22 protein-coding genes are annotated in these 22,109 nt (G+C 66.5%); 17 read left to right on the top strand and 5 right to left on the bottom strand.

Annotated features, from left to right (window positions below; translation table 11 throughout):
• Window positions 1-36 precede the first annotated feature (36 nt).
• A complete protein-coding gene (locus tag A5730_RS17115; RefSeq protein WP_067902787.1) occupies window positions 37-1,290 on the top strand; it encodes a cytochrome P450 in 1,254 nt (417 codons plus the stop codon).
• Here the strand turns inward: A5730_RS17115 and A5730_RS17110 are convergent.
• Window positions 1,238-2,626 (bottom strand): cytochrome P450, encoded by a 1,389-nt coding sequence (locus tag A5730_RS17110; RefSeq protein WP_067902785.1) that lies wholly within the window; start codon window positions 2,624-2,626, stop codon window positions 1,238-1,240. The genes A5730_RS17115 and A5730_RS17110 overlap by 53 nt on opposite strands.
• Window positions 2,627-2,680: 54 nt before the next feature.
• Window positions 2,681-3,553, bottom strand: a complete 873-nt coding sequence (locus A5730_RS17105; protein WP_067902782.1) for an alpha/beta fold hydrolase — start codon at window positions 3,551-3,553, stop codon at window positions 2,681-2,683.
• A gap of 100 nt (window positions 3,554-3,653) precedes the next feature.
• Here A5730_RS17105 and A5730_RS17100 point away from each other — a divergent pair, with 100 nt between their 5' ends.
• From A5730_RS17100 to A5730_RS17085, 4 genes are all read left to right on the top strand, one after another.
• Window positions 3,654-4,541, top strand: coding sequence for an NYN domain-containing protein (locus tag A5730_RS17100; RefSeq protein WP_067902780.1), 888 nt, complete (start codon window positions 3,654-3,656; stop codon window positions 4,539-4,541).
• Window positions 4,528-5,724 (top strand): MFS transporter, encoded by a 1,197-nt coding sequence (locus A5730_RS17095; RefSeq protein ID WP_067902777.1) that lies wholly within the window; start codon window positions 4,528-4,530, stop codon window positions 5,722-5,724. The genes A5730_RS17100 and A5730_RS17095 overlap by 14 nt, the downstream gene beginning before the upstream one ends.
• Window positions 5,725-5,825: 101 nt before the next feature.
• On the top strand, window positions 5,826-7,055 hold the full coding sequence (locus A5730_RS17090) for a cytochrome P450 (RefSeq protein ID WP_067902775.1): 1,230 nt from the start codon (window positions 5,826-5,828) through the stop codon (window positions 7,053-7,055).
• Window positions 7,056-7,171: 116 nt separating this feature from the next.
• Window positions 7,172-8,491 (top strand): hypothetical protein, encoded by a 1,320-nt coding sequence (locus A5730_RS17085; protein WP_156745848.1) that lies wholly within the window; start codon window positions 7,172-7,174, stop codon window positions 8,489-8,491.
• Window positions 8,492-8,496: 5 nt separating this feature from the next.
• Here the strand turns inward: A5730_RS17085 and A5730_RS17080 are convergent, their stop codons facing one another.
• Window positions 8,497-9,411 (bottom strand): alpha/beta hydrolase, encoded by a 915-nt coding sequence (locus A5730_RS17080; RefSeq protein WP_067902769.1) that lies wholly within the window; start codon window positions 9,409-9,411, stop codon window positions 8,497-8,499.
• 137 nt (window positions 9,412-9,548) lie between these two features.
• Between A5730_RS17080 and A5730_RS17075 the strand changes: the two genes are divergently transcribed.
• The 7 genes from A5730_RS17075 (at window position 9,549) to A5730_RS24795 (ending at window position 15,160) form a co-directional block, all read left to right on the top strand.
• Window positions 9,549-10,286 (top strand): hypothetical protein, encoded by a 738-nt coding sequence (locus A5730_RS17075; RefSeq protein WP_197506283.1) that lies wholly within the window; start codon window positions 9,549-9,551, stop codon window positions 10,284-10,286.
• A 61-nt stretch (window positions 10,287-10,347) separates the two neighbouring features.
• Complete coding sequence (locus A5730_RS17070) at window positions 10,348-10,875, top strand: pyridoxamine 5'-phosphate oxidase family protein (RefSeq protein ID WP_067902763.1); 528 nt, start codon at window positions 10,348-10,350, stop codon at window positions 10,873-10,875.
• Between the two features lie 165 nt (window positions 10,876-11,040).
• On the top strand, window positions 11,041-11,331 hold the full coding sequence (locus A5730_RS17065) for a metal-sensitive transcriptional regulator (protein WP_067902759.1): 291 nt from the start codon (window positions 11,041-11,043) through the stop codon (window positions 11,329-11,331).
• Window positions 11,332-11,680: 349 nt separating this feature from the next.
• Complete coding sequence (locus tag A5730_RS17060) at window positions 11,681-12,337, top strand: DUF5134 domain-containing protein (RefSeq protein ID WP_067902756.1); 657 nt, start codon at window positions 11,681-11,683, stop codon at window positions 12,335-12,337.
• A gap of 34 nt (window positions 12,338-12,371) precedes the next feature.
• The gene (locus A5730_RS24800) at window positions 12,372-12,671 is read left to right on the top strand and encodes a hypothetical protein (RefSeq protein ID WP_231994703.1); all 300 of its coding nucleotides are present in this window, start codon (window positions 12,372-12,374) and stop codon (window positions 12,669-12,671) included.
• A gap of 155 nt (window positions 12,672-12,826) precedes the next feature.
• On the top strand, window positions 12,827-14,509 hold the full coding sequence (locus tag A5730_RS17055) for an ABC transporter family substrate-binding protein (protein WP_067903153.1): 1,683 nt from the start codon (window positions 12,827-12,829) through the stop codon (window positions 14,507-14,509).
• A gap of 408 nt (window positions 14,510-14,917) precedes the next feature.
• Complete coding sequence (locus A5730_RS24795) at window positions 14,918-15,160, top strand: hypothetical protein (protein ID WP_156745847.1); 243 nt, start codon at window positions 14,918-14,920, stop codon at window positions 15,158-15,160.
• A gap of 87 nt (window positions 15,161-15,247) precedes the next feature.
• Here the strand turns inward: A5730_RS24795 and A5730_RS17050 are convergent, their stop codons facing one another.
• Complete coding sequence (locus A5730_RS17050) at window positions 15,248-16,159, bottom strand: DUF4878 domain-containing protein (RefSeq protein ID WP_156745846.1); 912 nt, start codon at window positions 16,157-16,159, stop codon at window positions 15,248-15,250.
• Window positions 16,160-16,835: 676 nt separating this feature from the next.
• Here A5730_RS17050 and A5730_RS17045 point away from each other — a divergent pair.
• From A5730_RS17045 to chrA, 3 genes are all read left to right on the top strand, one after another.
• Window positions 16,836-17,114 carry a PepSY domain-containing protein gene (locus tag A5730_RS17045; RefSeq protein WP_231994702.1) on the top strand — a complete coding sequence of 93 codons (279 nt, stop codon included), beginning with the start codon at window positions 16,836-16,838 and terminating at the stop codon, window positions 17,112-17,114.
• 25 nt (window positions 17,115-17,139) lie between these two features.
• Complete coding sequence (locus tag A5730_RS17040) at window positions 17,140-17,532, top strand: hypothetical protein (RefSeq protein ID WP_067902747.1); 393 nt, start codon at window positions 17,140-17,142, stop codon at window positions 17,530-17,532.
• Between the two features lie 223 nt (window positions 17,533-17,755).
• The gene (gene chrA / locus A5730_RS17035; protein WP_067903150.1) at window positions 17,756-18,904 is read left to right on the top strand and encodes a chromate efflux transporter; all 1,149 of its coding nucleotides are present in this window, start codon (window positions 17,756-17,758) and stop codon (window positions 18,902-18,904) included.
• A 15-nt stretch (window positions 18,905-18,919) separates the two neighbouring features.
• Here chrA and A5730_RS17030 read toward each other — a convergent pair whose 3' ends face one another.
• Window positions 18,920-19,879 (bottom strand): DUF1259 domain-containing protein, encoded by a 960-nt coding sequence (locus tag A5730_RS17030; RefSeq protein ID WP_067902744.1) that lies wholly within the window; start codon window positions 19,877-19,879, stop codon window positions 18,920-18,922.
• 116 nt (window positions 19,880-19,995) lie between these two features.
• Here A5730_RS17030 and A5730_RS17025 point away from each other — a divergent pair, with 116 nt between their 5' ends.
• Complete coding sequence (locus A5730_RS17025) at window positions 19,996-20,748, top strand: response regulator transcription factor (RefSeq protein ID WP_067903148.1); 753 nt, start codon at window positions 19,996-19,998, stop codon at window positions 20,746-20,748.
• A complete protein-coding gene (locus tag A5730_RS25355; RefSeq protein WP_067902740.1) occupies window positions 20,745-22,082 on the top strand; it encodes an ATP-binding protein in 1,338 nt (445 codons plus the stop codon). Before A5730_RS17025 ends, A5730_RS25355 begins: the two co-directional genes overlap by 4 nt.
• Window positions 22,083-22,109: the final 27 nt, after the last annotated feature.

Below are 22,109 nucleotides of genomic sequence, written 5' to 3'. Positions count from 1 at the left end.
TGCTACCGATCCCAAGCGCGTCCGAGGAGGAAGCCGATGGCCACGCCGAACCTCCCGCCGGGCTTCGACTTCACCGACCCCGACATCTATGCCCACCGCCTCCCGGTGCGGGAGTTCGCCGAACTGCGCGCCACGGAACCGATCTGGTGGAACGAGCAGGCGCCCGGCGCGGGCGGGTTCGGCGACGGCGGCTACTGGGTGGTGACCAAGCAACGCGACGTCCGCGATGTCTCGCTGCGCAGCGACGTCTTCTCCTCGGCCACCAAGTCGATCGTCCCGCGGTACCGAGAAGACCTGGCGGACGGGCAGATTGAGGCGGGGCGGGCGTCGATGATCATGATGGACGACCCCGAGCACAGCCGGTTGCGCAAGATCGTCTCGCGGGCCTTCACGCCCCGCGCGGTCGAGCGGCTGCGGGCCGGGCTTTCCGAGCGGGCGCGCCGCGTCGTGACCGAGGCCGCGGCGGCGGGCTCGGGGGACTTCGTCCGGCAGGTGGCCTGCGAGCTACCGCTGCAGGCGATCTCCGGGCTGCTGGGGGTGCCGCAGGAGGATTACGACAAGCTGTTCGACTGGACCAACAACATGATCGGCAGCGACGACCCGGAGTTCGCCGGCAACGACGCGCTCACCTCCGCCGGCGAATTGATTTGGTACGCAATGCAGTTGGCGGCCCGCAAGCGCGAGAATCCCGGCGACGACATCGTCACCACGCTGGTCCGGGCCGACGCCGAGGGCCAGCACCTGTCGGAGGCGGAGTTCGGCATGTTCGTGGTCACGCTGGCCATCGCCGGAAACGAGACGACCCGCAACTCGATCACCCAGGGCATGATGGCCTTCACCGACTACCCGGCGCAGTGGGAGTTGTTCAGGGCTCGGCGACCCAAGACCGCGGCGGACGAGATCATCCGTTGGGCGACACCGATCACGGCCTTTCAGCGCACCGCGCGCCGGGACACCGAACTCGGCGGCGTCCGGATCGCGAAGGGCCAGCGGGTGGTGCTGTTCTATCGCTCGGCCAACTTCGACGAAGAGGTCTTCGACGACCCGTACTCGTTCAATGTCCTGCGCAGCCCGAACCCGCACGTCGGCTTCGGCGGCACCGGGGCGCACTACTGCATCGGTGCCAACCTGGCGCGCATGACGATCGAGTTGATGTTCAACGCGCTCGCCGATCTCGTGCCCGACCTGACCCCGCTCGCGCAGCCGGAGCGGTTGCGGTCGTCGTTCATCAACGGCATCAAGCACTGGCAGGTGGACTACCGCGGCCAGCGAACTGCGGTTGCCCGCTAACCGCGGAAACGTCCCGGATCGCCCGCAGGCGAACCCGAGCGCCGCGATGTGGCACCAGGACAACGAATTTCAGCTTCTGGCGCTCGTCGGCCGCGGTCGTGGTACACAGCTCGACGCGGCGCAGAATCTCGCGTAACACCACGCGCATCTCGACCGAGGCGAAGCCGGCGCCCAGACAGCGGCGGTTGCCGCCCCCGAACGGGAACCACGTCGTCGGGGTCAGGGCGGCGCCCAGCATGCGGTCGGGGTCGAATCGCTGCGGGTGGCTGTAGATGGCGGCGCTGGTGTGCACCAACCCAATCCCGGGGGCCACCATGACCCCCGCCGGTAGCCGGTAGCCCGCAACGTCGGCCGGTTCGGTGAGCACCCGGCCCACGTCGAAGACCACCGGGCGGACCCGCAATGTCTCCTTGATCAGCGCGTCGAGATATTCGTCGCCGGCCGGATCGCCGACGGCGCTGGCCTCGGCCGCAGCCACCGCCTTGGCCAGGGCGGCGGGGTGGCGGGTCAACCGCTCGAGCGCCCACGACAGGCCGTTCGCGGTGGTGTCGTGCCCGGCCACCAGCAGCGTCATCAGTTGGTCACGCAACTCGCCGTCCGACATCGTGTGCCCGGCATCGTCAGCGCGCACCAGCATCGCCAGCACATCGGTGCGGTCGGCCAGGTTGGGGTCCGCGCGGCGCTCGGCGATCTCCGCGTAGAGCAGCCGGTCGGCTTCGGCCATCCGCTCACGCAACCGCCGCCACGGGAGGTGGCGCTGCAGGTCGGGCTTCGCCAGTGCCAGCGTCGCCCATGGTCCCACGGTGAGCAGCTGGGGCATGATCGCGCGCAGGGCGGCGAGCCGGGCCGGGTCCGTGGCGCCGATGACCGTCCGCAGGATGACCTCGAGGGTGATCTCCGACATCTTGGGCGCGGCGGCGAAGCTCTTGCCCACCGGCCAGCCCGCGATCTTGTCCGCGGCGATCTGGGCCATCAATGCGGCCTGGCGTGCGACGGCGTCGCGATGAAATGGCGGCAGCATCAGGCGGCGTCGATCCCGATGGATGTCGTCGTCGATCACCAGAAGCGAGCTGTCGCCGAGCAACCCGCTCAGGATCGAATTCGCTTCTCCGGCATGGAAGACGCGCGGGTCGCCGGCGAACACCGCCTTGACGTCGGCCGGGTCGGCCAAATACACCAGCGTGCCCATCGACGCGACGCGAAGCGTGAACACATTCCCATAGCGGCGCCGACAGGCGGCCACGAAGTGTGACCCGCGGTGCAACATGAACGCGGCCTGTAGCGCCCGGGGCAGTGGCGGCCCCGGCGGAAGGGCGGTACGCGCGGCTTTGCGCATCCCGGTAATTCTACGGCCGCCTTGCGCGACGGCGCGGAACCGAGTTGCCGGGGTCTACGAGTGCAGCCGCTCGCTTTCCGACTCGTGGCGCTCACCGTTGGCGATGAAATCCTCGATCAGCTCCACGACCTGGCTGGGCGCCTCGACCTGCGCGAAATGCCCGACGTCGGGCAGGATTTCGAGCCTGGCGTCGGTGCGGGCCTCGTGCGCGGCGTAGGCGTGATCGACGGGGATGATGCCGTCGCGCTCGCCCCAGATCGCCATGATCGGTAGGTCTTGACGCAGCCGCAGCCTGCTGAGCGCGCTGACCGCCTGGCCGCGGTAGTCGACCACCGACCGCAGCGTCCGCAGGAACGACTGCCGGGTGTCGCCGTCGGACAGCGACGAATAGGCGCTCCACAGCTCCGCCCCGCGCGGCGACTGGATGCCGGCGCTCTTCATCCAGGACCGCAGCCGGTTGCCGATGGACAGCACGGGCTTCGGCGCGATGATCGGCAATACCAGCTCGGCGCCGGGCGCCGAGAGCAGCCGCAGCACCCATCCCACGTCCGGGCCCAGGCCGCCGCTGCTGATCAGGATCAACCGCTTGGCGTAGTCAGGGTGCTGGTAGACGAACTGCATCGCGACCCCGCCGCCCAGCGATTGGCCGACCAGGGTGGCCTGGCTCACGCCGAGCTCGTCGAGCAGGTCGCGAAGCCAGACCGCGAAAGCACCCAGCGAATAGTCCGTGCGGGGTTTCGCCGACTCGCCGTGCCCGAGCAGATCGGGCGCGATCACGCGGAACTTCTTCGACAGCGGCGGAATCACCGACCGCCAGGTCTCCGAGCTGCCGGCCATGCCGTGGATGAGCAGGAGCGCCTCGCCGTCGCCCTCGTCGCGGTACGCGACGCGATCGCCGTGCAGCTCCAGATACTTCAACTCGTTCATGGCGCGGGGGATACCCACTCCGGCACGCATTACGGCCCAATCGTGACGGAAAACGCTTCCGGGCGCCGCAGTGCCGGACGCCTCAGCGATGATTTAGCCCATGACCGAACCGGTTGCGGCCCGCGTGGCCGTCTACCTCGACTTCGACAACATCGTGATCTCGCGATATGACCAGGTGCACGGCCGTAACTCGTTCCAGCGGGACAAGGCCAAGGGGCTCGAGCAGTACGCCGACCGGCTGGACCGGGCCACCGTCGACGTCGCGGCGATCCTCGACTTCGCCTCGTCGTTCGGGACGCTCGTGCTCACCCGGGCCTACGCGGACTGGTCGGCGGACATCAACGCCGGGTATCGCGGGCAGCTGGTGGCCCGCGCGGTCGACCTGGTGCAGCTGTTCCCCGCGGCGGCCTACGGCAAGAACGGCGCCGACATCCGGCTGGCGGTGGACGCGGTCGAGGACATGTTCCGGCTGCCCGACCTGACCCACGTGGTGATCGTGGCCGGCGACTCCGACTACATCCCGCTGGCGCAGCGCTGCAAGCGGCTCGGGCGGTACGTGGTGGGCATCGGGGTGGCCGGCGCGTCCAGCCGGGCGCTCGCGGCTGCCTGCGACGAGTTCGTCATCTACGACTCGCTGCCCGGGGTTCCGGCCCTGGAACCGGAGCCCGCGGACCCCGAGCCAAAGCCGGCCAAGCGGCGGACCGGAAAGGCCAAGGCTGCGCAGCCGGAGGAACCGGAGCCGCCCGACCCGCAAGCCGCCGCCACGGCGCTGCTGACCCGCGCGCTGCAGATCGGCCTGGACAAGGACGACGTTGACTGGCTGCACAACTCCGCGGTGAAGGCGCAGATGAAGCGGATGGACCCGTCGTTCAGCGAAAGGTCTCTGGGGTTCCGCTCGTTCAGTGATTTCCTGCGGTCGCGGTCCGATGTCGTCGAGCTGGACGAGACGTCGACGACGCGGATGGTGCGGCTTCGTGCGCAAGGGTGAAACCGACGCGAGGCCCCGCTGGCTCACCCGCAACGTCGCGGTGCTGTCCGGGGTCTCGTTCCTGCAGGACGCCGCCAGCGAGCTGCTGTACCCGCTGCTGCCGATCTACCTGACGGCCGTGCTGGGCGCGCCACCGTCCGTGGTGGGGGCCGTCGAGGGCGCGGCCGAGGGCGCGGCGTCGCTGACGAAACTGGCGGCGGGCCCGCTCGGGGACCGGTTCGCGCGGCGCCCGTTGATCGCCACCGGTTACGGGATGGCGGCGCTCGGCAAGGTCATCGTCGCCGTCGCCGGGGCGTGGCCGGGCGTACTGGCGGGCCGCGTCGTCGATCGGCTCGGCAAGGGCGTGCGCGGTGCCCCGCGCGACGCGCTGCTGGTCGCCGACGTGCCCGACGCCCTGCGCGGCCGGGTGTTCGGCTTCCACCGCGCGATGGACACCTTCGGCGCGGTCGTCGGCCCGCTGCTCGGGTTGGCGGGCTACGAGCTGCTGGACCACCGGATCCCGCCGTTGCTGTACGTCGCCATCGTGCCCGCCGTGCTGTCCGTGGCGCTGGTCTTCCTCGTGCGCGAGCGCGGCCGGCACGCCACGCGAGAAAAGCGCGAGTCCATGTGGGCCGGGGTGCGCTCGCTGCCGCGGCCGTACTGGCGGGTGACGGCCCTGCTCGTCGCGTTCAGCGTGGTGAACTTTCCCGACGCCCTGTTGTTGTTGCGGCTCAACGAGATCGGCTTCTCGGTGGTCGGGGTGATTCTTGCGTATGTCGGATACAACGCGGTGTATGCGTTGGCCAGTTACCCGGCCGGATCGCTGGCCGACCGCATCGGCAGGCCGGCGTTGTTCGGAGTCGGGCTGACCTTCTTCGCGATCGGCTACATAGGGCTGGGGCTGACCACCGACGCGGTGACGGCGTGGCTGCTGATCGGCGCCTACGGAATGTTCACCGGCTGCACCGACGGCGTCGGCAAGGCCTGGATCTCGGGGCTGGTCGGCGAGGACCATCAGGCCAGCGCGCAGGGGGTGTTCCAGGGCGGCGTCGGGCTGGCCGTGCTGGCGGCCGGGTTGTGGGCGGGCTTCCTGTGGGGTTCGAATGGTCAACTGCCCCTGCTTATTTCGGGCATTGCCGGCGGCGCGTTCGCGGTCGCCCTGATCGGCGGCCAGCTGGTCCGGGGCAGGGCTGGCCACACATAGATTTCTTTGTGTATGGCGGCCGACGGTTTTGCAGGCCAATGTCGTTGACACTCCCCCGGGGCGGCCATACATTGTGTGAAAGTTGTCGCTAGGAGACCGCCATGACCGTCGGTACCGCTCCTACCAGCGTTTTCGATGCCGACCTGCCCACGCTGGCGTACGGTCCCGAGGAATCGCCCGCCGAGGTCTATCCGCGCCTGCAGGCGGCGCAGCGGCAGGCGCCGGTCGCCATCGGACCGCACGGCCCCGAAGTCCTCTCCTATCACCTGGTCCGCTCGGTGCTGCGCGACGCTCGCTTCCAGATCCCGCCCGGGATCAACCTGCTCGCCCAGGGCGTCACGTCGGGCCCGCTGTGGGACAAGGTGATCAACAGCCTGCTGTGCCTGGAGGGCGACGAGCACCATCGCCTGCGCAGCCTGACGTCCAAGGCGTTCACACCCCGCGCGACCCTGCGCCTGCACGACACCATGGTCGAGGTGATGAACGGGCTGATCGACACGGTCATCGACGCGGGCCGCTGCGACGTCGTCACCGACCTCGCCCGGCCCTATCCCGTCCCGATCATCTGCGCGCTGCTCGGCGCCCCGCGCGAGGACTGGCGGCAGTTCTCGCTGTGGGCGGACGACGTCTTCAAGGCCTTCAGCTTCAGCGTCGACATCCGCGAAGTCGAGCCGGTCGTGATGCGCGCGTGGGGCGAGCTCGACGACTACGTCGACGACATGGTCGCGCGGCGGCGGCACAGCCTGACCGATGACCTGCTCTCCGACCTGATTCGCGCGGAGGACGACGGCGACCGCCTGAACACCGCCGAATTGCGGATGCTCGCGGGCGGCCTGCTGCTGGCGGGCACCGACACCACCCGCAACCAGGTGGCCGCGTCGGTGCATGTCCTCTGCGAGCACCCGGAGCAATGGGGCCTGCTCAAGGAGCACCCCGAACTGGCGATGCGGGCCGTCGAGGAGACCATGCGGCACTCACCGATCGCGTGCGGAACCATTCGCCTGGTGGTGCGGGACGCCGAGCTGGACGGTTACCTGTTCCCGGCCGGAACGATGGTCCTCGTCAACACCGCCGCGGCCAACCGCGACCCGGCGGTGTACGACGACCCCGACCGGGTGGACATCACTCGCGAGGGGGCGCCGCCCATCCTGACCTTCGGCGGCGGGGTGCACTACTGCCTGGGCGCCAACCTGGCCCGCCGGGAGATCGCCGAGGCGCTGAACGTCATCGCCGGCCGCCTGCTCAACCCGCGCACGGCCGGGCCGGTGCCGTGGAAGCCGATGGTGAGCCTGAGCGGCCCGAAGAGCCTGCCCATCGAGTTCGACCGCTAACCGGCGCCCATGTGACGCAGGCCGCCTTAAGTCGCGGGCGTGCGGAGGCGGCTTTACGCTCGTTGGTTACACGAACTTAACGGGGGTTTTCGATGCGGGCGTCAACTGGGCGAACCATGCCCAAATACGGGCTTGCCCTCGTGGCGCCGGCCGCCTGCCTGGCCATCGCGTCCTGCTCGGCTACCGTGGCCCCGCCCGCGGCGACACCCACCACCTCGTCGGCCAAGCCGAAGCCGAGCGCCGTTCCGTCGCCGGCGCCGATCACGGGTCCGCTGGAAAAGGACTGGAAGACCTATGGCGGCACGGCGTACTTCGGCTGCCCCGACAAGTATTCGGGCGGCAAATCCGCGCTCGACGACATCCGCCCCAAGATCTTCGATACCAAGACCGGGCAATACGTCGCGCCGCCGGTCCCGGCCGTCCCCGCCGGCGAAAACCTCACGGGCGCCATCTGCGCGCTGACGGGCACGGCCGACGACATGAAGGTCGTCTACCTCGTCACGACCGTCAAACCCGCGCAGGCGCAACAACCCGAAGTCACCAAGGCGACGGCATACGCCTACGACTTCAAGGCCGGCCAACCGCTGGCGACCAAAGAGCTGCAGCCGCCCACCCCCGACCTGAAGCTCACGGCGGCCAAGGACTGGGGCCTGTCCTCGACCGCGGCGGGCGTGGCGTGGATCAACGCCTTCACCGACGGCCACGCCCCGACTTCGCCGCCGCGGACGGTGATCCTTTCCCCCACCGACCTGTCGATGCCGTGGAACGACCCGCAATCCGGGCGCGCCTGGCAGGACGTCCTGGCGTTCCAACGCAACTCGGATCCGGCCAAGACGTCGGGCGCCGAGCTGCGCCGGCCCAGCGGGGAGCCGATCTTCCAGGACAACGACATTCGCAGCGTGGACGCCGAATTGTCCGATGGGCCCGACAAACTCGTGAAGATCACCCATTCGGATCCCGCCAATCCCGCGGCGCTGTCGACCATGTTCTACGACCTGAACGCCAAGGCCGTCATCAAAGTCGGCGACTCCGACCGCATTCCCGGCGGCGGGCTGTCCGCGACGTTGTCCGGCGGGAAATTGTTTGTCGACGGCCACGAATCGGAGGGCACCCCATTCGGCTTTGGGGTGTGGAACCTGCGCAGCCAGCAGTGGGACTTTTTGAAGACGCACGATGAGGCGAAGAAGATGTCGGTTGCCAAGATCGCGTTCTTCGAAGACCACCTCTACATCACCAACGCCGGCAACACGTTTGCGGTCCTCGCCCTGCCGGCCACCGAGCCGATCGCGACCACCTGGTCCGTCCGGCCCTTCGCGCGGATATCGGGCTGGACGCTGGTGTGCCGGGGCGAGAACGCCGCCGCCCTGAACGGCGACTGCAAGGACATCGTGATGGTGCAGGACCAGGACGGCCGCTTCCCCGGTCCCTGGTCCTGAAGTCGTCAGGCACACCGCATCAAGTGGCGACACAGAAACTCCGTCTCCACCGCGCTGATCTCTTCGAAGAGCGATCCGGTGTAGACATCGAAGTGCCCCGCCGGGTAGCGATGCAGTTCAACGCTTTTGATTCGCGACGCGACCCGCGCCGCGAACCTGGGCGAGGCCTGCAAGTCGTGGTCCCCCACGCACATCAACACCGGCATCTGCAACTTCTCCGCCGTACCTTGCCGGTAGCGCGGCAAGTCAAAAAGCATGCGGGGAGCCAACGCATTGCGCCAGCCGACTGCTTCGCCGCCCAGTGCCTCGAACGCGAATCTGGCCTCGGGCTCGGTGAACACCGCAACCCCACCGGAATCGCCAACGACGGGAACCAGGTAGGGCCTTTGACCCAACTTTGCGCCAATCACATCGCGCACCGCGGCGAGCGTGAATTGCAGCGTCCGCCGCGTCACATCCCAATCGAGACGCTCGCGTAGCCCGCGGCCGCGGTGCCAGCCGTCGATGAGCGGGACCTGTGACACCACGGCGGCGATTGCCGGGTCCGTAGCTGCTACGGCCAACACGTGGCCACCGCTGAGCGAGGTACCCCACAAAGCGACCCGGCGCGCATCGATGTCCTCGCGGCCGCGCACGTATCGCACGGCCGACCGGTAGTCATCTTGTTGTTCGGCAACGTCTATCACTTGGCGAGGCTCGCCCCCGCTGGCTCCGAAATGCCGGTAGTCGAACGCCAGCACCGCCAGGCCGGCCGCGGTGAATTTCTCCGCGTACGCGGGCAGCCCGAGGCGCTTGGTGGCGCTCCCGCCGTGCCCCATCACCACGCAGGCGAGGCTGTCATTCGCGCCCGCCGGCAGGTAGACGTCAGCCGCGCAAGACACCCCGTTTGAGTCGAAGGACACTTCCTCCAGCACTGACACTTCGGTTCCGCTTCTGGTGGATACAGCTTGGTCCCACTTTGTCCCACGACGAGGCCACCCCGCCAGAACCAACAGGACCCGACCTTCGGTGACCTTGGCCCCTACTGAACATGCGTGCGGGCGTCGATGCTCTCGGTATGCGTGGCAGGCGACCGCAGCTGCTGCTCGACCAATTGCGTGACGAGCGCGGTCGACGAGTCATGCTCGTCTCGCACTGCCTGCTGAACGAGAACACGCGTTACGCCGGCGGCGCCACCCGACCGGGTGCGGTGGCTGAGGCGGTCGACGAGCTGATCGCAGCGGGCTACGGGATTCACCAGTTGCCCTGCCCGGAGCGGCTGGCCTGGGGCGGCGTACTCAAGCCCCACAGCCTGCCCCTGTACCACTCCAAGGGCGGGTTCCTGTACCCGCTGCGCGGCCTGTTGCTACGCGCGTTCGTTGCCTGGACTCGCCTCGTCTATTGGCGATTGGCGCGACGGGTGGTTCGCGACGTCGCCGACTACCAACGTTCCGGCTTCACGGTGGCCGGCATGGTGGGCATCGGCGCCTCGCCGTCGTGTGGGGTGGTGACGACCCTGGATATGCGGGCCTCGCTGGAGGTGGTCGCGTCCTGTCCGGCCGCAGCCCTGACTCGCGATGTGATGAACGAGCGCGCCGTGCTCGCGTGCCGCCGCACGGGTGAGGGCTTGTTCATCGCCGCGCTGGATCGGCAGTTGCGCCGTCGGGGCTTGGCGGTTCCGGCGCTCGAGCACGACCTCGCGGCAGAGCTTCGCGGTGAACGGCAACGCCTGCTGGCCGCCCGCACATCGCGCACCCTGGGCGGGTCGACGCTGGGCCCACCGCCGATGTCAATTCATTTGGGAGCCAACACATGATGGCGCATACAGCCGCTTCGATCGTCGTCGGGCCGGGCGCGGGAGAGTCGCTTACCCTCCCATGAACCGGCCCGTGACACCCAAGCGCGTGGTGCGACAGCTAATGGCCCACCACTTCGCGATCCTCTCCACCGTCGACGAGCATGGCCGGCCCGCCTCGGCGGGCGTCAACTACGGCGCATCGGCAAGCGGAGGCGCGGTGGTGCTGTATGTCATGACGAGGCGTCATCTGAAGAAGGCGCGAAACATCGCGCACAACCCGCACGTGTCGTTGGTGGTGCCGCTGCAACGGCGGGTGATCCGATTCGTCTCACCGGCGACGATCCAGTTGCACGGTCGCGCTGAGATCCTCGACTGGGCCGACGTGGAGGGAGCAAACGTCTTCCGCGGTTTCTGGATGGGCCGACAGATTCTCAGCGCGTACGAGAAGTCCCGGCGTGCGGGCGAAACGCGGGTCTGTTTTCTGAAGGTCGACCTCGAGCCCGTGATCCGGACCTACGGGGTTGGGCACAGCGTCTGGAGCCTCCGGCGGCACATGGCGGCCGGCGCCGACACCGTCCGACTGATGCCGGCAGCGCTTAACGATTAAGGGTCACATCGCCCGGTGATGGGACACGTGAAGCGGCGGGTAGCAAATCGTCTTCATGTACCCCCACGGGGTAAACTTGGTTGTCAGCAATATTTTGGCGGCAGACCAACTCGTCCCGGCGGCAAGCGCCGAGAACGACTCGATGATCAAGCGCAGGGGGCTCAGATGGAAACCGGGCACGGGTACGTAGCGAACAAGGACCGCTACGCTCAGCGACTGCGCCGAATCGAGGGCCAGATTCGGGGCATCGCCAAAATGATCGACGATGACAAGTACTGCATCGACATCCTCACCCAAATCAGTGCGGCCAGCAGCGCTTTGCGATCTGTGGCGTTGAACCTGTTAGACGACCACCTCGAACACTGCGTAAGCCAAGCACTCGCGCAAGGAGGGAGCGAGGCCGACGTGAAGCTCGCCGAGGCCTCCGCGGCGATCGCACGACTGGTTCGCTCCTGATCGTAAGGATCCGGGCTGTGCGACCCGTGGCTGGATCGGCGACAGGAACACCCGAGCGCTTGACAACTCGATACCCTACCGGGGTATAGTTCCAGACATGAACGATACTCACGTCTGTAATTGCAAATCCACCGGGTGCAGCTGCGGCGACTCCGGTTGCACCCAAGCCAGCGGTTGCTCCTGTGGACACCCCGGCTGCACCTGCAACGATTGACCAGCTTCAGTCCAGGCCTCGACCATCCGTCGGGGCCTGGACTGTTGATGTGCATGACCGAAAAGGCAGAGATGGGTGTGAATCGATACCGTTGCGTCGCCTGCTCTCCCTTGCGCGGCGCATACCGTTGACGCGATGTCTTCGGGCTTAATGGGCGACGTCGCTCAACGATGGATTGTCAGTACGATCTTCGGAACCAGCATCGCTACGTACGTGTATGTCCTTCTCGCGCAACGTGGCCGCTGGACAAGTACTGTCAACCACTTGCTACATCTCGCGATGTCGATTGCGATGATCTTGATGGCCTGGGGCGTCTCAATGAATCTACCCACCGCGGGCCTAGTTATTTTCTTCCTGCTGGGAGGCGCCTGGTTCGCCGGTTTGGCCGGGCAGAGATCGACCTTCGGCGGTGATCGGCTGACCAACGGCTACTACGCCGTGATGATGGCGACGATGGCATGGATGTTCGTGGCGATGGACGGCGGAGGGCCTGGTCGGCTCGGCCACTCGTCCGATCATGCCCAGCCGGCCGCGATTGCCGTGGATATCTCCGCGACGACCATGTCTGCGCACGAAATGTCTCGTGCCGAACCCGCAGCCGAGTGGATCGCCGCCGTGAACGTGATCGTGGCCTCCGGATTCGCGATCGCGGCGCTGTTTTGGATATGCCGTTACGTGGCTCGGCGCAGGGTAAGCGCGGCGTGGCACGGCGGGCGGCTAGGGCACTTCGAACCGCTTTATCAGGCGTGTACGTCGGCCGCCACGGCCTTGATGTTGGGCACGCTGCTATAGCGCTCCCAGTACGGTACAGGGGTATGGTAAATCCGTGAACGTGGCAGAGAACCATCGCCGCGATTTCGTCGGCCGCAAGTCTCGCGATGCCGCGCAAAGCCGCGTGTCGACAGCGCGTTCATTGATCGCGAACACCCTGTTTTGCGCCACGATCGCGCTGGCCGGTACCGGCGTCGCGGCCACGGCCACGGGTGACCCCGCCACTTTCAACAACCTCAGCTGTTCCTGCGAGTCGCCGCCGGGCCTCGGTCCCGCCAACTCCGACCAGATTGCCCGCGGGCTTCGGGACGGTCTCTCCCTCCCGCAGGGCGCTCAACGGCGATCAGGAAGCTGAGTCGCACGTCGCGTTTGTCAGTCGCACCTGCAAGACGCTGTGGCTTAGAGCATCCGCGGGCCCACCGAACCACCCCCCGCGCTTGCGTGTTCTTCACGACGGGATCAAGCTGTCGTATCTGCGTAATGTTCGGCGACGGGAGGCGGTTGTCGAAGATGATCCGCTGGGCCTCGGTTGGCGGACGCCTCGTCACGGTCGCGGCCGCACTGCTCACCGTCACAGGCTGTTCGACGGGCGCCGAAACTATGCCCTCCGCCGGCGGGAAGTCTGAGGTCGGCACCACCCGCGATATCAATCAGCAAGATCCCGCGACGCTGCAAAACGGCGGCGATCTGCGGCTGCCGCTGGCTGAGTTCCCGTCCAACTTCAACACATTGAATATCGACGGCAACGATCCCGATTCCGCCGCGGTGATGAACCCGACGATGCCACGAGCGTTCATAATCGGCCCGGACGGCTCGGCGACGATCAACACCGACTACTTCAGCAGCATCGAACTCACAAGCACGGCACCACAAGTGGTGAAGTACACCATCAATCCGAAGGCTGTGTGGTCCGATGGAAAACCGATCACTTGGCAAGACATCGCCAGCCAGATTCACGCCCTCAGCGGCACCGACACCACCTTCGCGATCGTCGGACCAAACGGCGCGGACCGGGTCGCGTCGGTGACGCGCGGTGTCGACGACCGCCAAGCCGTCGTCACCTTCGCCAAGCCGTATGCCGAGTGGCGCGGCATGTTCTCGGGGAACAGCTTGTTGCTGCCCACCAGCATGACCGCTACGCCCGAGGCTTTCAATACGGGTCAACTCGAGCGCCCCGGCCCATCGGCCGGCCCGTTCATCGTCTCCGTATTGGATCAGGCGAAGCAGCGAATTGTGTTGACCCGCAACCCGAAATGGTGGGGCAAGCCTGCGCTCCTCGACAGCATTTCGTACCTGGTGCTCGATCAAACCGCCAGAGCACCCGCCCTGCAGAACAACACGATCGACGCGACCATCGTGGGGACACTGGACCAATTGACGATCGCGCGTCGCACCCCGGGGATCTCGATTCGGCGTGCGCCGGCACCCAATTGGTATCACTTCACCTTCAACGGTGCGCCAGGGTCGATCCTGGCCGATCCGGCGTTGCGCCTCGCCGTTGCCAAGGCGATCGATCGGCAGACCATCGCGAAAGTAACTGAGCACGGCCTGACGGACGACCCAATCCCATTGAACAACCACATCTACGTCGCCGGGCAGGAAGGCTACGAAGACCACGGCGCCATCGTTCCCTACGATCCGGACACCGCCAAAAGAGAACTCGACACGCAGGGATGGAAACTCAACGGGGCCGTCCGCGAGAAGAACGGTCACCAGCTCGTCGTCGTCGACTTGTTCTATGACGAACCGAGCAGCCGACAAACCGCTTTGATCGCGCAACACGGCCTCGCCCAGATCGGCGTCAGACTCGACCTCCGCCCCAAGGCCGGCAGCGACTTCTTCAGCAACTACATCAACGTCGGAGCTTTCGATATCGCCCAATTCGGCTGGGTCGGCGACGCCTTCCCGCTCGCACCGCTCGCCACGATCTATGCGAGGGGCGGACAGAACAACTTCGGGAAGATCGGCACTCGCGAGATCGATACCAAGATCGAGGCGACGCTCGAGGAACTTGATCCGCGCAAGGCACGTGCGCTGGCCAACGAAGTCGACAAACTCATCTGGGCCGAAGGATTCAGCCTGCCGCTGACCCAATCGGCAGGCGTTGTCGCGGTCCGCAGCTCCGTGGCCAACTTCGGGGCAAGCGGTATCGCGGACGTGGACTACACCGCGATCGGCTTCATGCGGAGCTGACCCGACGCCACGACCAGCCGGGTGCTGCGCGGAAAGGGTCTAAAGTCCCTACCCCCCGGGGGTATGTCCCGCAATGCTGGAGGCACAGCACAAAGCAACAACGAATGGAGAGTTCGATGCCATCTCTACCCAAGACCAAGATCGCCCTCGCCGGCGGTGCATTCATGGTCGCTCTAGCGGCCGGAATCGGCGGCGGCGTCGTGTTAGGCGACGCATCCACCCCCAAATCCATCGCGACGCCCACCACCAGCGCGGCCCCCACGCCGCCTCCAGCGGCACCCGGAACGCCCGCCAGCGGTTCACCCAGCCGGGACTTCAACGCCCCAGGCGGTGGTGCCGACACCGGTTGTATCCCGCACGCCAACTGCTAGCGGCAGACCACCATTACCGAAAAGAATGGAGAATCCCATGAAGTCTCGCGTCAAGACCAAGATGGCGCTGATCGGCGGCGCTGCCGTGGTTGCGTTGGCGACCGGAGTCGGCGGCGGCGTATTGCTAAGCGACACAAGCTCACCCGTACCCGTCGCGACGCCCACGTCCACCGTGGCGCCGGCGCCCGCACCTTCCACACCCGCCGGAACTCCCGCGCCGCCCACCGACGGCAATGTCCCCGGCGGTAGCACCGGTTGCATCCCCCACGCCAACTGCTAGGCGTTGCAAGCCGCCGGATCAGCCAGTGCCACAAGAGGATCCGTGGCTCCCGACGGGTCTCGACCAACGGGCCCGTCGGGGACCGGACTAGTGGAATGTGAGCTCGGGCGGCGTCTTGGCCAGATCGGCGATCCCCGATACGGATTCGCTGACGTCCTGCTGTTTAGTAACCCCGCCCGACGTCTTGACGGTGACCGGTACGCGAATCTGGCCTGAGAACGACTGCGTCATGCGGTACGGATCGAACTTGTCCAACCGAATCGCACTCAGGTCGGCCGCACCCCAAAGGGCCGTGCCTTCGGCCACTCCGTAGGAGTCCAGGTGTACCGGGCAGCCGGGGGGCGCTAGGAGACTGGAGGCTTGGCAGCGGACCATCGCCCCGGCCAGTTGCGCGCTCACCGCGTCGCGTCCCCTATCCGCCAACGCGAAGGTCGGGTAAACCCAATAAGGCGCAGCCATCGTGAGCTGGTCGAGCAGAAGCGGTGGGACCGTCACCGACACATACGGGTTGACGGTACCGATGTCGATCCACCCCGGAAATACATAAACCGTTGCGTCGCCGATCGGCCTGCCAAACAGTGTGATCGTCTTCGCGGCGGCATTACCCATTGATGCACCCATACCCGGGAAGAACTTGATCGCCGCCGACGGCAGTTTCCAACGGTTGTGGTCCATCCGCACATTCAGAACCGCATCGGACGTTTGGTCACCAAAGGAAGCGACGACATGTACGTGTGCCATGCTCAGCGTCGTGTCGGGATCCGACGAATTGTCGTGCAGGACTCGGATGTTTCGGATAGGCCACCGCGTGACTTGATTTTTGAGCGTCGCTTCGGTCAAGAACTCCTGGGTGGCCGGTGGATCGATGCCGTAGGACAGCGCCGTCTCAGCGTCTCCGCGGGCGAGCGCCTCCAAATACCGTTTGACGGCGTCGCCGGCCGACCTCCCGGCCCCCTCCCGGCCCCGACTGACCATCGCGATTACAGCAACGGCGACCACCGCCACCAGTGTTGCCGCGGCGACCAGGGCGAGAATTAACCGCTTCCGACACTTGCGCGGCCTCGGGCCACTCCGCAGACCGGCAGGCGTCTGTTGGTGAGGGCCCGCGGGTGGTCGTTGGTCTTCAGTTCGCCCAGTCGGACCCGGTTTGGTCCCCTCTCCGGGGTTCAAATCCTCGAAGCGCTCACCGGACCAATCGGTCACCCACAACCTCCAATTGGCTCAGCACCACACTTTATCGAACGTTCTCAACATCGCGTATCGTCCGTCCGCAATCTGCGTACTCGCCCCACCCCGTAGGGGTATCGCGATATGACCACCGTCGAGGCCTTGGTCAGCATCGGGGCCGGGACCGTCTTCCCGGCCCACTGCACCGGGTGGCGCGCCTATACGCGCTTGCCCAAGCAATGCCCGATGCCTTATCCCCAACAGCGTGGGCTCACGCCTCGAGATGCGCGGTGCGTAGCCCGGAACGCGCCGGTCCGGATCCACGGGCCTTATGAGTCCTGTTCGGATACAGGGGTTTCCGTGCGTGCATTGGCGGCCGGATTGCTACTCACCGAACCATGTTGACGCATCTGGTCAGTTTCATCGTGGCTTCATGTGCCGGCGCTAGCGTCGCTTGCGCAATCAGCTCACGAATCGGGAAGGGAATGAATCGATGAGGGCTATAACGATGATCGGTATCGGCGTAGCCGGCGCCGCCGCGCTCACGGCCATTGGCGTTGGCGTCGCTGTCGCCGATGACCAGGAAATCACCGGGCCAGCCGCAGATCAGGCCCGCGCCGCGGCGGTACAAGCCATACCGGGTAAAGCCGGGAAGGTCGAAAAGGAAACCAACGAGGGCGCCGCCTATTACGGGGTGCTCGTTACTAAATCCGACGGCAATCAGGTGGAAGTACACCTGGACCAAGGCTTCCACTTCGTCGGCACCGAAGCCCCGGATAACGACTGACCGCTGGGGAATTCAGGGCTCTCGGGTGATCCAAACAGTCTGTGCGTCAACTGATCTCGCTGGAGAGGCCGGTCAATTCAGCGCGACGCACATCGCGCTGACGGCTGCACTGACCGGCCTGCTCGCGTTAACCGCGGCGGCGTGGCGGCTTTCGCGGACCGCCTGGCCCGATGTCGTTGCCGTCGGTGTCCTGAGCGCGGCCGCGGTGTTCCTGTGGCGGATCTCGGCCAACATGCCACAACTGAACAGCGACGGACTCCCCGGCTTTTCTGCCAACGACTGGCTCGCACCCGTACTGACGTATCTCTTCCTGTCTGCGTATGCCGACCTTCGGTCCCCGAGCGATCAACGGCGCTATCGCCAAGTCCGCACGATCGCAGTCGTCATATCGCTAGCCGTTAACGTCGTCACCATTTGAGCGGCCCTCGCAATGCTCTGGGCCACAACACTGCCCGTGAGGGCGATCGCGACATCCGCGTTGACCGCCGGACGCGGCGTTGGTTTGCCGCTTCGCCGCACGGCGGGTGCAAGAGTCGATTGTCAGGCGCAACCCTGGCTAAATACTCGATATGAGTGAGGCAGGCCCGAACCCGTCGCCCGATGGGGAACACCAATCGTCCGACGCCGAGCCCACCAGCGACGTGGCTTTCCGCCGGATCCTCGCGTATTTCGCGAAGCTGGGCGCGATCGGATTCGGCGGACCGATCGCCACTGTGGGCTACATGCAGCGCGACCTGGTCGAACAGCGAAGGTGGATGGACCGCAAGGATTTCCTCGACGGTGTGGCCCTCGGACAGACCATGCCCGGGCCCCTTGCGGCACAGGTCGCGATGTGGGTCGGCTACTTGCGCCGCGGCGCGCTTGGTGCGGCTGCGGTCGCAGCGGCCTTCGTGGCACCCTCGTTTGTCATCGTGGTGGCGGTGGGCGCCGTCTACTCCCACTACTCGGGCTCGCGTGTCGTTCAGGCGCTGTTCTACGGCATCGCCCCAGCGGTCATGGCGATCATCACCATCGCCGCAATCAAATTGATCAAACTGACCGACCGCAACGACTGGCGATTGTGGAGCATCAGCGCGGCGGTATTCACGCTCACCGCGCTCACGGGCTCCGAACCGGTGCTGGTCATCGTCGGCGCGGGTCTGTTGATGATCGTGCTCGACGGCCGGCCACGGATCCACCTGCGCCGCCGCAAACCCCCAGACGACGTGGCCGGCACCAAGGACCAGCCGAAATCGATGCCACTGGTGGTCGGGATCGGCACATTCGCCGGTGGGGGGACACTGGCGTCGCTGGCCTTGTTCTTCCTGAAAACCGGGGCCATTGTGTTCGGGTCCGGGTTAGCGATCGTGCCCTTCATGCGTGCGGGCGTCGTTGACCAGCATCACTGGCTTACCAACAACCAATTTCTTGACTCAGTGGCCATCGGGCTGATCACGCCCGGGCCGGTCGTGATCAGCGCTGGCTTCATCGGCTACCTGGTCGCGGGACTGCCCGGAGCGATCGTCTCCAGCGTCGCGATCTTCACCCCGATCTACCTCGGGGTCGTCGTACCCGGCCGCTGGTTCTTGCGGCACCGCGAAAACGCCCAGGTTCGCGCCTTTGTCGCCGGCGCGACCGCGGCCGCCGGCGCGGCGCTCTGCGGCGCCGTTGTGGTGCTTACGCGGCAAGCCGTCACCGACTGGATCACCGCCGGCATCGCCGTAATGACGCTCGCGGTGCTGTGGCGATTCAAGGTCAACGAGCCTTACGTCGTGGCCGCGACGGGAGCGCTTGGCCTCGTCTTGTTTTGAGGACCCACCTGCGGGCTAGCCGCCCAGGTTGGTGGCGTCGAGCGCCGGTCGCAAGGCCCTCGCCAGGGCAACCGCGTCGTCGACGGCCCAGTAGTGCATATAGAACAGCCGCGGTTCCTCGGTGAGTCCGTGGTTGTGCAGCTCGACGATCTGGATGTTGCCGGCGCGCAACGCCTGAATGACCTTTTGCACCTCGGGGGCGATCAAGATGAAGTCTCCGTTGATCGCCGCCCGGCCGCCGCCGACGGGCTGGAAGTTGATGACGGTCGTGAGATTCAGCGACGCCGGCGGCAGCACGTGCCCGTCTTCGACGATGTTGTCCTTGCGGGGAATGCTGTACTTGAACAATCCGTTATCGGGAGTTCCTTTGCGGCCCAATGCCTGCTGGATGCCGGCAATGTCGATGTCGACCGGCGGCTGCTGCGCCGGCGGCGGCGTGGCCGGGCCGATCGACGTCGCGTCGAGCGCCGCCTTGAGGCCCTGCGCAAGCTGGACGGCATCACCCATGCCGTGGACGTGGGTCCACCAAATGGGCGGATTCTGTTGCAGCAGATGCTTGTGCAGCCCCGTCTGGGCGATGCCGTGCGACTGAAGCGCGTCGGTGACCTTCGGTAACTCGGCCTCCGTAACCACCAGATCGCCCATCATGAGTGTCTGATTGTCGTCATAGCGCGCGAACGCCGCATATCCGCCCAGCGACAGTCCCGGCTTGATCGTCACACCGTCGGTCGTGACCTGAAGGTCGTTGCGCACCAGTGCGACTCGAAAGGCGGTGTTGTTGTCGCCGAGCTTTCCGCCTCGTCCGAGCGCCTCGGCCACGGGCTTCCAGTCGGCGTCGGTGGTCGTCGCCGCCGCATGAGTCTTGCCGGCCGGCTCGCTGCTACTCCCAGCGCCCGTCCTGGAGCCCGAACCACAACCCGCCAGCACCGTGGCGGCGATCGCGATTCCCACAAAAGCATGCTTGACGCAGGCCATGGCCGTCGGTCTACCGCTTCTTCATGAAGCCACGATGAAGCCGCCCGGCGCCGCGGCATGTCCTCATCGCAGCTTCATCAACACCGATTACACCTGCTTTACCTCGCTTGGAGGCGATGATGGGTGAAGGCCTGTTGGCATCTCCGGATAGAGAGAGGATGGTGGCGGCCGTGCGAGTGCTGGTGGTCGAGGACGAGCCCAAAATGGCAGACCTACTCCGCCGCGGTCTGATCGAAGAGGGCTACGCCGTCGACGTCGCCTCCAACGGCCCCACCGGCTACCAGGCCGCGACCGTCTGCGACTACGACGCCGTGGTCCTCGACGTCATGCTGCCAGAGATGTCGGGCTTCGAGGTCTGCCAGAGATGGCGGCGCCGGCAGAACTGGGTGCCGGTGTTGATGCTCACCGCCCGCGGCGCAATCGCCGACCGAGTCACCGGGCTCGACGGCGGTGCCGACGACTACCTCACCAAGCCGTTTCACCTCGACGAGCTCTTCGCTCGGCTGCGATCGCTGATTCGCCGCGGGCCGACGCCACGACCCACGGTACTGACCGCCGGAGCGCTACGCGCCGACCCGGCCAGTCGCCGATGCTGGCGCGGTGTAGTCGAAATCGACTTGACGACAAAGGAATTCGGGCTGTTGGAGCTGCTGATGCGTCGGCCCGGCACGGTGCTCACCCGCGAGTTGTTGATGGAACACTGCTGGGACTTCGCCTACGAATCGCGTTCGAATGTCATCGACGTTCACATCCGTGCGCTCCGCGACAAGATCGACCGCCCGTTCGGGGTGCGCTCCATCGAAACTGTCCGCGGAATCGGCTATCGGATGCGCGCCGACGGTGGTGTGCCCGAGAAAACGAGCCGATGATCCGGCGCTGGCCGATCCGGATCAGGCTCACCGTCGCCTTCACCGCCGTGACGGGACTGGTGTTATTCGCCGTGGCGACACTCACGGTCGCCCACACCAAGGAATCGCTCGATGCGGCGATCACCGAGTCCCTTTCCACTCAGCTCGCCAACCTGGGTCCGATCGCAGCGGACGACGATCCACTGCTGGCCGGCGGCGATCCCGACACCGCACAGCAGATCGTCGCCCCCGGGGGCCAAGTGCTGGCGGCAACCTCGAATTTGGGTGGCAAGAGCGCCCTGTCGCCATCCCAACTGGACAGCGCCCGCCGCGGGAAACTGATCACCGATCAGGAGCGGCTCGGCAGTCTCCCGGCGCCGGTACGGCTGGCGGCGGGCCCGGCACCCGGCGGACGCGTCGTCGTGGCGGCCCAGAGTCTCGCCGACCGGGACGCCGCGGTCGCGGACCTGCGCGATGAGCTGGCGGTCAGTTTCCCGTTTCTGCTGTTGGCCGCCGCCATCGGTGCCTACCTTTTGGCCGCCGCCGCGCTTCGGCCGGTCGAACGGATGCGCACCCGGGCCGCCGGGATCAGCGTCGGCGATGCGGGGGCCCGGCTGCCCGTGCCTCCGGCCCGCGATGAAATTCAACATCTCGGAACGACTTTCAATGACCTGCTACGGCGACTACAAGACGCGCTGGAGCGAGAACGACAGTTCGTGATCGACGCGGGCCACGAGCTCCGGACGCCGCTGAGTTTGCTGACCACCGAACTCGAGCTCGGCCTGCGGCGCCCACGCAGCAATCCCGAGCTGGTGGCCGCATTGCGCTCCGCCCTGCAAGAGACAAGTCGCCTGTCCCGCTTGGCCCGCGATCTGCTCACGGTCGCGGACACGGACAGGAGAGCCGATCCGCCGACCACAGACCTGAGCACCGCCCTGGCCGGCATCGGTGAACGCTACCGCCGCAGCCTGGGTGACCGGCTTGAGATAGACTGCCCCGCAGGACAATACGTTCGCGCATATCCGGATGACCTGGACCGGATCGTCACCAATCTCATAGACAACGCGGCCCAGCACGGAGCGCCGCCGATCACCATCGGCGTCCACGTCACCGCTGAAATTGTCGAGATCCGCGTCGGTGACCATGGTCCCGGATTCCCGCCCGACTTCCTCCCCCGTGCTTTTCGACGCTTCACGCGCGCCGACACCGCGCGGACCACCGGCGGCACCGGTCTCGGATTGGCCATCGTCGAAACCCTGACGCAGCGCAACCACGGTTCGGTCACCGCCGAGAATCGAGTTGGCGGTGGCGCCAACATCACAATCAGGCTGCCTACCGCCGCAGGTGAGGACTAGCCAGACCGGGGTCGCGTGAGCCATCCC

Origin of the sequence: Mycobacterium sp. ACS4054 (assembly GCF_001667275.1) — a bacterium.
Lineage (GTDB): Bacteria > Actinomycetota > Actinomycetes > Mycobacteriales > Mycobacteriaceae > Mycobacterium.
Note: the sequence above shows the minus strand (reverse complement) of the source record. Positions and strands in the feature narration are given on the sequence as shown.